This window comes from Phyllobacterium zundukense (assembly GCF_002764115.1).
GTDB classification, from domain to species: domain Bacteria; phylum Pseudomonadota; class Alphaproteobacteria; order Rhizobiales; family Rhizobiaceae; genus Phyllobacterium; species Phyllobacterium zundukense.
In genome coordinates this window covers 2414001-2428612 of sequence record NZ_CP017940.1, presented here as the reverse complement: position 1 = coordinate 2428612, position 14612 = coordinate 2414001, and the positions used below count along the sequence as shown (strand labels likewise).

Sequence of the window (14612 nt, the reverse complement as noted above, 5' to 3'; positions counted from 1 at the left end):
ATCAGACCGCAGGGGGCGCCGCCGTATCTGCGCGAATGAGAAAATCGGAAATCTGCTTTTCATGGCCGTTAATTCTCGCCGATAGCGCGTCATCGAACGCGCAGAATCTCCTGTCCCACTTTCTTCTTTCATACTTTTCCACAATCTTTGCCATCAAGCTGCGTGCGGTGTTGGCTGCGCCGGTGAGTTCCTGAAATTTTCGATTTTCAGCTGCGATCGCATCTCGGTTAGCGGCGCCATGGATTGTAGTATTGTAGCCGAGTTCCATGATGGGAAAAGGGTAGATAAAAGTGATCGGCAGTTCGGTATCCCAAAATCGGTCCATCAGATCATCGATGGGCCGCTCAAGTGCGGCCTGCGACAGCAAATGCTTTAGGAATTGATTGGCGCCGTTTCTTGATACAACATAGGCCTGCGTTCCAAGAAGAGGCCATGATCCTCTGTAAAACGTCCACCTCCCCACGCTCGCGACGTAGCGTGAGGGGACGAAGTAGCGGGCATAAAGTTTCAGATAATGTAGTTCCAGTTTTGCTAGGACATCCGGCAATCCGCCAACATTGAAAAATGGATCAAAATGAACATCATCTTCCATAATCAGCGCATATTTGTCTTCACTGCCAAGGAAATCCTGAAGCATACCGATGTGACTTGCCGCGCAGCTTATTTCGCCGGTTGAAAGTACTGATTGTCGGGTCTGGAAAGCAGCCTGCGCGCTGTAGGGCACCTGAACGCGCTCTGCCGGAAGCGGGGTGAAAAATTCCCAATTGGTGATCCCCATTTCCGAAAACATATTTGCCAGTCTTTCGCGCCGTTCGGTCGAGCTTTTGAGGGAGAGCACATAGATTCTGAACTTCTCATTGTCACGGTTCGGCATAAGGTTCACTTTCCACACTGACGGGGTCATTCGACCAGTTTTCGAACCGCTACCGTTCATGGTGTCAAGCGCTCCGGCTAAAGATAATCTCATCTCGGATTTGGTCTGGTCGTTGTGCGATGCATGATGAGATTTACGGTTGTCGACCAATACTGGCCTGATGCAACTTCGTTGACACACGTTGGGGGATTGCTAACTGGCCGGCTGAATAATACAGCAGAAACGAGCCGATCGTGTAAGGCTGGATAAAATCAATCTCAAAAAAGGAGCGGATAAGCAGGAGGAGGGCGACGCCGAACATCAGATGCGCCTGCGGGGTATATTTTTCAATCAGCAACAGGCGCAAGTTTCCGAATACTACGGCTGCAATAAACAGGCATATTAGTATCAGGCCCGAATATCCGAGCTCAACAAGGACTTCGATATATGTGTTGTGGAAATGAAATCCGCTGCGTCCGTCGATATAGAACTCGTCCCACAATCGTTCGGCTTCCGAAAACCCCTGAACCCAATAGGCCTGGTAACCTATGCCGAATATCGGCGACCCTTGGTAGGCTTTGAGACCTTCCTGCCATAAATATGTCCGGCCGGTCAGCGTTATATCCTTCCCGAACGCTCCCAGAAGGAATTCCACGGCGCCAGCCTTTACCGCTATTGCCGCAGCTGCTGCGAACAGGACCAAACCGATAGTAAAGAAAATCCTGCGGTTCCTTGGAGAGAACATCAAGGCAGCACCGAGGCTAAGGCTAATCACAATCGTTGCGATCGTCGCGACAATCGAGGTGGCTGAATTGGAAACAATCAGGCAGTAGACGGCAAGAGACCCAAACAGTAATGACGTAACGCGCCAGAGCTTGCTTGTTCGCAAAATGAAAAAGCTGCTGAACGCAGAATAAATTCCGAGGGAAGCAAAAAATCCGAGCTGGTTTTTGGAGGAAAAGGCTCCCGTGAAGCTGTACGAACCGTCGAGTTCATCATATTGAAACTGACCGAAGGCCAGTGAATAGAGCAATACGACGGCCACACCGATGCTTAGGCCAGTGGCGAAGGTTCGGGTGTCGACAATGCGCGACGCTATCAAGGCACATATGATCGTTGTGGCGTACTGAATGCTAGCCCGCAAGGTCACTGAAGGCGCTGCAGACCATGCAAACGACATGCAGGCCAGAAGTGCAAACGCAAAGATCCAATAGAACCGGGCATAGTTCCCAAGGACCTTGCGGTAGCCCAGCAATATGAGAGGAAGCCAGAGAACATAGAATATCAGGATCGACACGAACCCGTAGATTATGGAATAGGCGAACACAAATACCGACATTGCAACGGCAATTGTGGCGAACCCAAAGTTCCTGCCAGGTTCCACGAAGGAAGATCTTTGTATCTTCATGGAGATAAGGTCGGCTCCACCATGCGTTGACGGACTACAGCGTAGGCTCTCACGAAGGATTTCTCGCCACGGCAACTTTTACCACATCGCCTGGGACGAGCACGGTATTTTCCTGTGCAGTGATTTCCTGCGTTGTTCCTTTTATCGTGCGTACGATGCTGTAGCGCAACACTGGAGCAGCGACACTGGCGGCCAGCCCTGCAGCCTCAGGGGCACTTACGAGCGCTTCGGCCATAAGCTTCTTGTACATGGCCAGTTTAAGATTGTTCTCGTCCAGCGCCGCCTGAGTTGTCCGCTTTTCAAGGGCAAGCTCTGCCTTTCTGTCATTCTCGAGGTCAGTGGCGTCCCGCGCTGCCTTATTCACTTCCTGTTTGGCCCGCAGCGCGGCCGTATCGAGATCCAGGAGTTTGCCCTCCATGTCCGCCACAGTTGTTTTGAGGTCCATTAGCCGGGAATTTACCACCAAGCCTCTGTCAGCAAGACTGCCAATGCTGGCCAGGTCGGTCTTGACCAGTTCCATCTGGCGGTTCTGCACTACCATTTTCTTCTCCAGCGAGACTATTTCAGCCTCGTAAAGAGTCTTGAGTTCGTCTAGCGCGCTTAGCTGAAGTTTGACGGAGTTTGTCTTGGACGACATGATTTCTTCTTCAGCCGACATCAATGCATCAGCTTGCGGATCGCCGGCAAGTTCCGACGGAGTCTTTATCGTTTTGGCATTCTCGAGCTCTGCCTGTATGCGAGCGAGTGTCGCCAACAGCCTGTTCCGTTCTGCGACCAGCACCACGTAGCTGCCTTCTGCGTTAAAGAAATCCCGTTCGAAGCGTTGTCCCTCGTCGGTGGACCTGCGCATGCCACCGGCCAGACTTACAGCTTTAAGAACGGTCATTTCGGGATCGAACGGATATTTTCCGGGAAGCTGCACGACGCCGGATACAAAAATCGGACGGAATTCCAGAACTTCTACCGAGGCTTCGGGCAAATCGATCAAGCCAAGTTTTTGTTGGACACTGTGCGCAATTTCGGTGGCAACTTCCTGAGTTGTCTTTCCGGCCGCCTGCAATTCGCCAGCGAATGGAAGCGAGAGACTTCCCGACGAGCTGATCATATAGGTATTGGTAATTGCCGGCCACTCTCTGAATGCACCCTCGGCCGTTTGCCACTGCACAACCTTGATGCTTACCTTGTCCATCGGACCCAGTTTGTAGTCTGCCGCACTCGCGTAAGGTGAAGTAAGCAACAGCTGAAGCGTGGCGATGCCAATGGCAAAACGCGCAAACGGGCGCAGCAGGTGGCGCCGCTCCAAAAGCGACAAAGCAATTTCACGGAATGCGTAGTAGGTACTCAACAAAGTTCCTCCGGGTAGTCTTCAAATCACAAGTACCCTTGTGCACGCTCAATGTGCGCCAATGGCCTGGAGAATGCAGCATCAATATTACACAAAGTCTGTGAGATCGACCGATAACATTGGGCTACATCGTTGCATTTAAACAGCGAAATTTGTCCGACCCCATGCCGATAACTAATACGAGCCCCGCGCTGCGCAAACCGCCGGGATCGTTTTGAGAATGATTGCTACGTCCCCGCGAAATGACCAGTTTTCAACATAGCGCTGATCGAATGCAACACGTTTGTCGTAGGACACGTTGTTGCGTCCACTTATTTGCCAGACGCCGGTCAGGCCAGGTCGTGATCGCAGGTAGTAGGCCGCAGCCGGGCCGTACAGCTCAAGCTCTTCCAGCACGACAGGGCGCGGTCCGACAATGCTCATCTCTCCGCGAAGAATATTAAGAAGCTGCGGTAGTTCGTCCAGGCTTAACTTCCTGATGACGGCACCCACATCAGTAACTCGTGGATCCGACTGCAACTTGCGCGCAGTTTGCCACTCCTGTCGCGCCTGGGGATTTTCGCGAAGGAACGACTCCAATATGGCATCCCCGTCTGTTTTCATTGTTCGAAACTTAAGACAGTAAAACGGCTGCCCGCCACAACCTATTCTCCGGTGGCCATAGAAAACAGGGCCACCGTCCGACATTTTTATTAGAAATCCTAACATGATGAACAACGGACTAAGGATAAATAACCCCAAGGTCGCCACCACAATATCGAACGACCGCTTCAGCGGTCCTCCGACTGCAGCATTATCCAGTCTCTTTGTCTCTCGGAAGAAAGGAAAGGCGGCTAACTTCACCGAAGGCTTCATCTTTTGCGCTCCAAATCAGTCATGCCAAATGCTCACAAAACGTTAATCAGAAAAGGCGTGCGACGCAACATAATGTCTGGACCCGCATGTTGTTTGTTCAACGGACAAATCGTGCTTGATGGGGAGCTTTTAGTGTAAAATAATGAATTCACATACTAATCAATCCGATATAGCGGGAGTTTCTTTAGTTGTTGAAAAGCAACATGCTACTAATTTCTATTTATATGGTATATATCTATGGAGGCAAGACGATGGTCACTTGATAGACATATTGTTTTACAAAAGTTAGTTGGTTGTAGCGCGATCGACACGTTGTAAATATTATGGTGATGATGTTTTTAATTGATGAATGGCAATCTGTCTGGCATTGTGCAACCGCTAAGCAATTCGATCTAATCCCGCGGCAGAGGGATTAGATTGGTGATCCTAGGGTGAAAATGTGGGTGCGAATCGGCGGCCGACTCCCCGCCAGATCAGTTTCGTGTTTCCGCTTGTATAACCAACATCGCATCAATAATATCACAGCGTGTTGTTAACACGATGTTTATGCATTCGATGTTTGCATGTGTTCTCGAGTTTAACGTTTCAGCTCAGTTAGCAGCGAGCACAGCGTCAAATGTGTCGGTCGCAAAGCGGAGGAATTTACGCATGAGATTTCCGCGATTTCTGATCGGGCTTCTTGCTGCGTTGCTTGTCTTTGGGGTTACGACCTATCTGATCACTAACAATTTCTGGCTCACCCTTGGCCAGACCTTAATTTGTGCGTTTCTGATCCAGCTTGGTTATTTTGCGGTGATTTTGTGGCTCGTAAGGCGTCGCAAGTCGCTGTTATCCGACGAGGGGCATCCCGATGATGCGGGCTTTTCGAAGGAACGCCGCTCCATTTTGGCCTCCCGGCTGCGGCAAACTCGTTAGGGCAACACAATCATGCGAAGATCGGGCGTGGTAGCAGCATACATTGCAGGATTAGCGGTGAATTCGTGAGCAGCGTGTGCACCATCATTGCCGCCCGCAACGCATCTTCTACCATTGCTGCTGCTATATCTTCTGCATTGAACGATCCCCATGTATCAGAAGTTATTGTAGTCGATGATGCTTCCACAGATGCAACCGCCGACACCGCCCGGGCGTCGGACGATGGAAGTGGACGCCTTAAGGTTATCCGCTTCGACATAAACAAGGGGCCCGCAGCCGCCCGCAATTACGCTATCGAATGCTCGTCAGCTCCGATCATAAGCGTACTTGATGCCGATGATTTTTTTATAGAAGGCCGTTTTGCACAGCTCTTGTCCGTTACGAACTGGGATATTATCGCCGACAATATCGTTTTCATCCGCGAGCAATCACTCCCAGATTTTGACCGTCGCTGCGTTCCGCGTTTTGGCGGGGCCCCCTGGGCTCTGGATCTGGCGACATTTGCAGAACGGAATATTTCGAGTCGTCATCGACAGCGCGGGGAGCTTGGCTTCTTAAAACCTCTCATTCGCCGCGAATTTCTAACGCGGCATAACTTGCGTTATAATGAAAACCTGCGGCTTGGCGAAGATTATGATCTTTATGCGTGGGCACTCGCTTTCGGCGCCAGATTTCTCGTGATTAGCAACTGCGGGTACGGTGCCGTTGTCCGGTCAGACTCGTTGAGCGGGAGGCATTCCACCGGGGACCTTAAAAATCTTGCAGAAGCAGCGCAATTGCTTCTCAAGAGTGGAATACTGTCACGTCAAGCGGCGAGAGCGGTTGGGGCCCATGCACGGCATGTACGCTCGAAATATGATCATCGCCGATTTCTTGACGTAAAAGCCCGCCAGGGTCTTGCCGCGGCCGTTGTTATGTCCGTGCGCGATCCAGCAACAATACTGCCAATTGCACACGCAATCCTTCTTGACAAATATGGGGGGCTCGCTCGCCTGTGGCATAGCGAACGAGCGCTGTCGGGCAACGACGGCAAACCACGTTACCTGTTTGATCACCCGACGATCTGACAACGATACAGGTCAGCGAAGACCATTCTGTCCACCGCCCCCTTGGGTCGGAACGACCACCTTTTGCGACCTTACGCAGTTGTGAGATCGAAGGATCGCACACCTGTGCGAATTTCGATCGCATAGTACCGCCAACACCCTGCTTAGGGTGCAAAAATCGGTTTGATTGCAAAGATATAAGTCGAATTGTTCAGCTTGAACCAAATCAATGTGATTAGTCCATCAGCTAGCACAAAGTTTGCGGCATCGGATACATTGACTGGATTCGTATCTATATCAAAACCCCGCAGATGACGTGTCGAATGAACTATTCCAGCCAAAGAATAAAGGAAGATCATACGAATGGCGGCCAACCGGGTGGGTTATCAAATTTTGCCGGCTAGCGCTTGCGCAATATTGGCGACAGACTTTGCCAGGGCCGAGGAAACCCGCGGCTCCTTTGCCGAAGAATTCGCGAATCGGGACAATGACCGTTGGCGCGTATCTGATGGGTGGTCTAACGGCGATCATCAGAATTGTGTCTGGTATATCAGCCTTTGGGCTAGCGACACACTTACCTCGTGGCTCGCTACTTTCCCCAACCCTTCAACTCCAGTCTTTGCCAGGATCAGCTGGGTAATCTTCACAGCAGAGGGAACCGCCTGCCAGTTTCCAGAATCCGTCGCTCGCTCATTGCAGTAGTCCCGCCGGGACGTAAGACCATTATTGGCTTTAGAATAGGAAAAACCGGGTGCTGCATATCTTATACCTCGTGCATGATCTGACTGATCCAGCGGTCCGCCGCAGGATCAGTATGTTGCATGCCGGCGGCGCGCTTGTGACACTGGCCGGTTTCACGCGGGGTCAGGTAAAAGTGGCCAGGATCGATAATATTGAGCCCGTGAATCTTGGTCACACAAGCGATGGCAAATTCGCGCAACGGTTATTGGCAGTTGGACGCGCTTTGTGCAAACTTTCTTCCACGTTGAGGAATGTCGCCAAACCCGACGTGATCATTGCGCGAAATCTTGAAATGCTTGCTCTGGCAAACCGCGCATCCACGCTTGGTGATTGGAATGCACCCATTGTCTACGAATGCCTCGATATCCACCGCATGCTTCTTCGGCAGGATATCATCGGGAGATGTTTGCGCTTTGCGGAGCGTTTATTGGCGCGCAGAGCCAGACTTCTGATCACGTCGTCACCAGCATTTGTCGACAATTATTTCACGCCGTTCAATGTCCTCGATATGCCAGTCATGCTCTTGGAGAACAAGGTCTTTCGGCCAACTGCCTCACCGGATCAAATGTCCCAGCCGATAGCGACGACAACTCCCTGGAAGATTGGCTGGTTCGGCGCTTTACGCTGTCGCCGGTCACTGGAATTACTGGCAGATTTCACACGACGATCGAAAGGGCAGGTCGAGGTCATCCTCCGCGGACGTCCAGCTTATTCGGAGTTTGACAATTTCGACAGATTTGTTGCGGAAGAACCTTATTTGCATTTTTATGGCCCCTATAAGAATCCCGAAGAACTCGCCGCAATTTACAGCGAAGTGCATTTTTCCTGGACTATCGATTTTTTCGAGGCCGGTCAGAATTCTGACTGGCTATTGCCGAACAGGCTTTACGAAGGCTGCCTCTATGGGGCGGTTCCCATTGGACTAGCCGGGACGCAGACTTCCCGTTTTCTGCAGGAACGCAATATCGGCTTTTCGTTGCACGAACCAACTGTCGATGCTCTCGTAAGTCTGTTCGGCCAGCTTGATGAGAAAAGCTTTCTCCAGGCCCAATCAAACGTAACGGCGCAACCGCGTGAGGGTTGGGAATGTACCGAAAAAGACTGTCGCAGCTTTGTTGACCACCTCCGCCAGCTGGCAGGGTCAACAGACAAACGTGCAATTCGCAAAATAGCGGCCTGACTCCCAAGCGGGGCGCTATAGAGAGTAGGAACAATTACACGATGTCGAAAATGGTAGACATGGATTTCTTTGGTCGCGCCATCATTGTCGTGCCGTGTCTGGATGAAGCTGACTATATCCAGGATCTCGTAACCAAACTGGATGTCGAGGCTGAGCGGTATGGTTTGAAAATCATTGTCGTGGATGGGGGAAGCAGCGACGGGTCCCAAGACATCGTCGCAGGAATGGCGCAATACAATCCAAGGCTTGTACTGCTGCACAACGCAAAGACAATACAAAGTGCTGCGTTAAATCTCGCCGTAGCAGAGTTTGGCGGTGGTTATGACTACCTTATTCGGGTCGATGCTCATGGTCATTATCCGGACGATTATTGCGCCGTACTCCTTCGCGAAATGGAGGAAACCGGTGCTGATTCTATTGTCGTGGCAATGGCAACTGAGGGGGTAGGCGTGTTCCAAAAGGCAACAGCTTTGGCTCAGAATTCCAAGCTCGGCAACGGTGGAGCAAAGCACCGAAAAGGAGCCCAGGGACACTGGACCGATCACGGTCACCACGCAGCGATGCGTATTGGCGCATTCAAGGAAGTCGGCGGTTACGACGAAAGCTTTACGCACAACGAGGATGCCGAACTCGATTGCCGGCTTACAGCTGCAGGTTTTCGGATTTGGATGACTGACCAAACTTTTATGGTCTATTTCCCGCGCTCTTCGGCCTGGCCCCTGTTTCAGCAATATCTAGGATATGGGCGCGGCAGGGCGAAAAATCTGCTAAAACATCGTATGATACCCAAAGCTCGCCAAGCCATTCCACTGATGGTCCTGCCGGTTGTAGCAGTCGCATTGCTTGCCAGCGTTCATTGGTATGCGGTGGTGCCCGCTGTGCTCTGGATAACGGTTTGCCTTGGCTATGGTTTCTGGTTAGCCCTCAAGGAGGGAAATCGCTACGGTCCACTGGCCTCGGTCGCGGCAATGATTATGCATTTCGCCTGGTCTACCGGTTTCTGGCTGCAATTGCTTGGCCTGGGCGGCGCAAGGCAGGATTTCCCATCATGACTGTTCATGCCGGAGAATTGGAAATTGGCTTGCCGCGGATCTCAGTCGAGGTCTGTGTTTGCACGTTTCGCCGCCGGGAGCTTGCCGAGACGCTACGCTCATTGGGCGCCATGGATATAGCGAGTAAATACAGTGTCCGGATCATAGTGGCAGACAATGACCTTGAACCAACAGCGCGCGATCTGGTGGCAGTTATCGCAAATGAATTGCCTTTCGATGTTTGCTACGTCCACGCGCCCGCCGCCAATATATCGCTTGCCCGCAACGCTTGTCTTGATGCCGCTAACGGTGATTACGTCGCATTTATCGACGACGATGAAACTGCGTCGCGAAACTGGCTCAGTAGTCTTTTGGATACTGCTAGTACGACTTCTGCGGCCGTCGTGCTTGGACCGGTGCGAGCGTTATACGGTGCTGATGCTCCTACGTGGATGAGAAAGGGGAATTTCCACTCGACGCACCCGGTTTGGGTCAAAGGAGAAATTCGGACGGGCTACACGTGCAACGTATTGCTTGCATGCGCTTCCCCTTCTGTAAACGCGCGCCGATTTGATCTTTTGCTCGGACGCAGTGGCGGTGAAGACACCAAGTTTTTCACCGACGTTTACAGGGCCGGGGGGCAGATTGCATTCGCAGAGCAGGCATATGTTAGTGAGATCGTGCCCGACAAGCGCGCCACACTGTTGTGGCTTTGCAGGAGGCGCTTTCGTTTTGGCCAGACACACGGGCATCTGCTTGGAAAAAATGCCAGCTTCCTCGATCTTTGCTGGCACACGTTCCTGGCTTTTGCCAAGGCAGTTTACTGTTTCTGCACTGCCATCATCTTTGGCCTTTCGGCTCTTCACCGCAATCGGTCATTCTTGCGGGGCGTCATGCATGTGGGTGTGGTCTGCGGCCTGATGGGAATGCGAGAAATTCAACAGTATGGTCAGGACATTTTGGTTGCAACCGGCGGAGATAATCGACGTGCATCCTGATATTAGCGTCATCATAGCTGCATACAACGCGGAGAGTACCATTAGCCGAGCAATCCGCAGTGCGCTCGAACAGGATGGCGTGAGCGTGGAGATCATTGTCGTCGACGACAAATCGTCAGATAACACGGTTGATGTCGTCAGATCCTTTTCTCAAACAAATATCCGGGTTTTGCAGTTGGATGTAAACGGAGGTCCCGCTCGTGCCCGCAATGTCGCAATCGATGCGGCACGGGGCCGGTGGATCGCTGTTCTCGATGCCGATGATGAAATGTTCCCCGGCAGACTATTGGCCCTGACGAGCCGCGCCGAAAGTACCGGCGCGATGTTAGTAGTCGACAATATCGAGGTTATCGATAACAGAGATGGCAACACCTATCAGATGTTTCCCGCCGCCAGGCTGAAACAGGTCGAAAAGCTGACGCTACCTATTTTTATTGCCTCAAACCTCGTTTTCAGTTCGACATTCAACTACGGCTATATGAAGCCCGTCTTTAGCCGGGAATTTGTTCTAAGGCACGGTCTGCGCTACAGTGAGAATTTGAGGATCGGTGAGGACTATCTCTTCTTTGCCTCGATGCTGGCTAGCGGTGGTGAATGCGTGGTCGAGCCTACCACCGGCTACTCGTACCACGTCAACGATGGTTCAATCTCCCGCACACTGAAGTTTCACCACGTCGCGTCGATGATCGAGGCTGACGCCGTTTTTCTCGCTCGATTTGAACTCGATTTAGAGGCAAAGGCTGCCCAAGCGCGCCGAACCCGCAATCTTGAGGAAGTCCAGAACTTTCTTTCCCTCGTCGAGTACATAAAGTGCGGCTCGGTTCGCAACATCATCAGGATGGCGCTTGTCGATCCAATGGCATTTCGTTTTCTGCACATGCCGGTTGCTGTACGCATCAAACGGCTCATGCCAAATTTCATGTCACGGAACCCATTTCCAAAGCATGGCCGAACAAAGCAGCATTCCCGTGTTTGAACCAATTATCGAAAGACTTGCGCATGCCACCACTCTTCGATCTAAATACTAAGCAAACACGAAGTGTGCCGGCAAAACTGTCAACATTCTAACCTATTGAAGCGGCGGTAACATGCACCAGGCCAATATTCCCTTTAGCAGCCGAATTGGGGTGAGTTCGGACACCGAGCACGATGCCGACGATTTTATAGATATCGAGCGTCTCATCACAATCGCCCGGCGGCAGGCCAAAGTCCTCGCTGTGGGGGCCGGGATCGGTCTTTTGCTTGGAATAATCTACATCATCGTCGCCACGCCCAATTACACCGCTTCCACCAGCATCCTGCTCGATGACAGCTTGGGCAAATTTGCCGATGACGTGTCGCCGGCGCCCTCGAACATGCAGTCCGATACCACTATCCTTAGCCAGATCGCTATCTTGAAGTCAGCCGAGCTTGCAACGAAAGTTGTCATCCGGGAAAAACTCGATGAGAATGAAGTCTTTATGAACCCGCCACGTTCATTGGCCTCCCGTGTCAAATCTGTCTTGAGAACTATCATCGGACTCTTTGGTGGAGGGCGCGTGTCTGACGTAGATTTGACGAACAGAGACGCCCGAATTGGTTACGCAGCGTCGCTGCTTGAAAATGGTCTCTATGTTGAGCGCCAGGGGCGCAGCTTTGTAATCGACCTCACTTACACTTCAAATGATGATATTCTGGCTGGTAAAATAGCCAAAGCCTATGCCGACGCTTACTTGTCGGATCAATTGGACGCGAATTTTGATGCAACGGAACGGGCGACTATCTGGCTTCAGGCTAGGCTGAAGGACCTGCAAGAAAGCTCGCAGGCAGCTGCATTGGAGGTAGAGCGTTTTCGTGCCGCCAATGGCCTGACAGCTGCAAAAGGAGCTCTGGTTTCCGAGCAGCAACTTTCTGATATCAACAGTCAATTAATATTGGCTCAAGCAGATACAGCTCGTGCACTTGCCTTGTACAACCAGTTCAAAACAATTGTCAGCGCAGGACCGGATGAGGCAGTTAAAAATGCTTCTGTGGTGACCGACCAAAACGGAACCTCCGTTATCGAAACGCTTCGAACGCGATATCTGTCCGTTAGTAAACGGGAACAGGAGATTGTGGCGCGTTTCGGACAAGACCACCCCCAGGCTGTGAGTCTTCGAAGCGAAAAACAGGACCTCGGCAAGCAGATTTTCCAGGAACTGAAACAAATGACCGAAAGCTATCGCAACCAGTACGAGGTTGCCCAGTCGAGGGAGACGTCACTGCGCCAGGGCCTTGGTAAAGTCACCGGAGAAACTTCTTCTGCAAATGAAGCACTTGTACATTTGAAGGAGCTTGAGCAGAATTCCGAGGCACTGAGCAATCTCTATAAGACCTTTTTGACCCGTTACCAGGAAGCTTCACAGCAGCAGTCGTTTCCCATAGCCAAGGCGCGGGTTATCTCTATTGCTTCCACGCCCAGCAGCCCGTCCAGTCCAAACAGAACGATGGTTCTAGTTTTATCTGTGCTGCTTGGAACCTTCGCCGGAATGGGTGTCGGCGCGTGGCGTGAATTTCGTGAGCGATTTTTCCGCGTGGGCGATGATGTCAGAGCCGTGCTTGGGCTCAAGTTCCTCGGCTATGTTCCGGCCTTTCATGGTCCAGCCGATCACAGGTCGCCACGGGGAATGGGTCCTGTGCAAGCACCAGCTGCGGCCAGCTTGAGGATCACACGGATGGCAGTCGAAAATCCTTCATCCTTGTTTGCTGAAACGCTGCGTAATGCGCAGATTGCCGCCGACGTGGTTTTGCATGGCCAACGAAGCAAGGTTTTGGGAGTGATTTCCGTCCTCCCCAATGAAGGCAAGTCAACCGTCGCGGCAAATTTCGCCAATCTGTTAGCCGTCAGGGGTTCCAGAACGCTTCTTATAGACGCCGACCTGCGCAATCCAGGCTTGACCCGATCGCTTTCTCTATCACCTCAGCGCGGCCTGGTTCAGGCAGTGCTGGGCAAGCAGCCTTGGCAAAATTCAGTCAAAATTGACAAGAGAACCAAACTTGAACTTCTTCCAGCAGTCCTTCACAAGCATTTTCAGTATACAAGCGAGTTACTGTCGAGTGAGGCGATGCGGAAACTTCTGGAGGAGGCCCGCAGTATTTATGACTATATAGTTGTAGACTTGCCGCCGTTGGGTCCGGTCGTCGATGCAAAGGCATTCGCACCATTGGCAGATGGGTTTATCATGGTCGCAGAATGGGGAGCAACGCCGCGCGCGCTGGTTAGATCCGTGCTGCAATCCGAAACTCACATCACGCCAAAGGTGTTGGGTCTTATTCTCAACAAAACAGATATGAAGGAGCTGGCCAAATACACCTCCTATGGAAGTTCCGAGCACTTCATGGAGCGGTATACGAGCTATTACCTTAATCACACCCAGTCGACAACACCGAAGCCGAAGACAGACGGCGAGGCGGCTAATGAACAATCAGGTAGTGAAAATGCGGCCCCGGTGGTTCCACAATCTTAGGGCGCTGAGTTTTCCGGTGTAAAATGCACCAGTATCCAGATTAAACCGTTTGCCATCTCGAACCGGCTTGTCGATGGGCGTGTGGCCGTGAATGACCCAGTGCTTTAACAAGTGGCTGTTGTTGAAAAACTCACTTCGGATAAAGACGAGGTCTTCGTCTTTTTGTTCCTGGATGGGGATGGACGGCCTTATTCCCGCATGCACAAAAAGAAATTTGCCGGCAGTAATTAAAATCGGCAAAGTTCGCAGAAATTCTGCGTGTCGCACGGGAACCGCACGCCGAATGATCTCATCCAGCTTTGCCTGGGATTTATAGATCTGTTTTAGATGCTCGACGTCGATGCCGTACGAAAGTAACGTTGCGTCGCCTCCCATTTGAAGCCACGTCGAAAGTGCAAGTCTGCCGTCTAGATATTCGAGCATCGCCATATCATGATTGCCGGTGAGGCAAAGGCGTTCAAACCCCTCGGGACAGACATCGATCAGGTGGTCAATCACCTGTGCTGACGCGGGACCCCGATCAACATAATCTCCAAGCATGATGATGAGCTTTTTGGCTGGCAGGGACGCGGCATCGTCACTAATTGTGCGTTCCAATGCCAGCAGCTCTTTCAGGCAACCGTGGACATCTCCAATGATGTAGACGGCCCTTTCAGAGATGTCTATCGACGTGCGTTGTCTTGATTTTCGAGCGGTCAGTTTCGTTCCGCACAAGCGGATCACGGGGCCGATCATATTCTGAATTTTCATCTACT

12 protein-coding genes are annotated in these 14612 nt (G+C 51.7%); 7 read left to right on the top strand and 5 right to left on the bottom strand.

The genetic code is table 11. From position 1 onward, the window contains the following. Position 1 precedes the first annotated feature (1 nt). From BLM14_RS12220 to BLM14_RS12205, 4 genes are all read right to left on the bottom strand, one after another. Positions 2 to 874, bottom strand: coding sequence for a glycosyltransferase family 25 protein (locus BLM14_RS12220; RefSeq protein ID WP_157929526.1), 873 nt, complete (start codon positions 872 to 874; stop codon positions 2 to 4). A gap of 133 nt (positions 875 to 1007) precedes the next feature. Then, entirely contained in the window at positions 1008 to 2261 is a 1254-nt protein-coding gene (locus BLM14_RS12215) for an O-antigen ligase family protein (RefSeq protein WP_099999611.1), read from the bottom strand. A 49-nt stretch (positions 2262 to 2310) separates the two neighbouring features. Next, entirely contained in the window at positions 2311 to 3606 is a 1296-nt protein-coding gene (locus BLM14_RS12210) for a polysaccharide biosynthesis/export family protein (protein WP_099999610.1), read from the bottom strand. 174 nt (positions 3607 to 3780) lie between these two features. After that, positions 3781 to 4461 carry a sugar transferase gene (locus tag BLM14_RS12205; protein ID WP_099999609.1) on the bottom strand — a complete coding sequence of 227 codons (681 nt, stop codon included), beginning with the start codon at positions 4459 to 4461 and terminating at the stop codon, positions 3781 to 3783. Positions 4462 to 5109: 648 nt separating this feature from the next. Here BLM14_RS12205 and BLM14_RS12200 point away from each other — a divergent pair. The 7 genes from BLM14_RS12200 (at position 5110) to BLM14_RS12160 (ending at position 13857) form a co-directional block, all read left to right on the top strand. Continuing rightward, positions 5110 to 5376, top strand: a complete 267-nt coding sequence (locus BLM14_RS12200; protein ID WP_157929525.1) for an exopolysaccharide production repressor protein — start codon at positions 5110 to 5112, stop codon at positions 5374 to 5376. Between the two features lie 65 nt (positions 5377 to 5441). Next, a complete protein-coding gene (locus tag BLM14_RS12195; protein ID WP_237143346.1) occupies positions 5442 to 6443 on the top strand; it encodes a glycosyltransferase family 2 protein in 1002 nt (333 codons plus the stop codon). 730 nt (positions 6444 to 7173) lie between these two features. Beyond that, the gene (locus BLM14_RS12180; protein WP_099999604.1) at positions 7174 to 8343 is read left to right on the top strand and encodes a glycosyltransferase family protein; all 1170 of its coding nucleotides are present in this window, start codon (positions 7174 to 7176) and stop codon (positions 8341 to 8343) included. 50 nt (positions 8344 to 8393) lie between these two features. Then, a complete protein-coding gene (locus BLM14_RS12175) occupies positions 8394 to 9395 on the top strand; it encodes a glycosyltransferase family 2 protein (RefSeq protein WP_162293198.1) in 1002 nt (333 codons plus the stop codon). Then, positions 9392 to 10372 carry a glycosyltransferase family 2 protein gene (locus BLM14_RS12170; RefSeq protein WP_099999602.1) on the top strand — a complete coding sequence of 327 codons (981 nt, stop codon included), beginning with the start codon at positions 9392 to 9394 and terminating at the stop codon, positions 10370 to 10372. Before BLM14_RS12175 ends, BLM14_RS12170 begins: the two co-directional genes overlap by 4 nt. Next, a complete protein-coding gene (locus tag BLM14_RS12165) occupies positions 10338 to 11348 on the top strand; it encodes a glycosyltransferase family 2 protein (protein ID WP_237143345.1) in 1011 nt (336 codons plus the stop codon). The genes BLM14_RS12170 and BLM14_RS12165 overlap by 35 nt, the downstream gene beginning before the upstream one ends. A 112-nt stretch (positions 11349 to 11460) precedes the next feature. After that, positions 11461 to 13857, top strand: a complete 2397-nt coding sequence (locus tag BLM14_RS12160) for a polysaccharide biosynthesis tyrosine autokinase (RefSeq protein WP_099999600.1) — start codon at positions 11461 to 11463, stop codon at positions 13855 to 13857. On the opposite strand, the gene BLM14_RS12155 is transcribed toward BLM14_RS12160, so the two are convergent. After that, positions 13816 to 14607 carry a metallophosphoesterase gene (locus BLM14_RS12155; protein WP_237143344.1) on the bottom strand — a complete coding sequence of 264 codons (792 nt, stop codon included), beginning with the start codon at positions 14605 to 14607 and terminating at the stop codon, positions 13816 to 13818. The genes BLM14_RS12160 and BLM14_RS12155 overlap by 42 nt on opposite strands. Between the last annotated feature and the right edge of the window lie 5 nt (positions 14608 to 14612).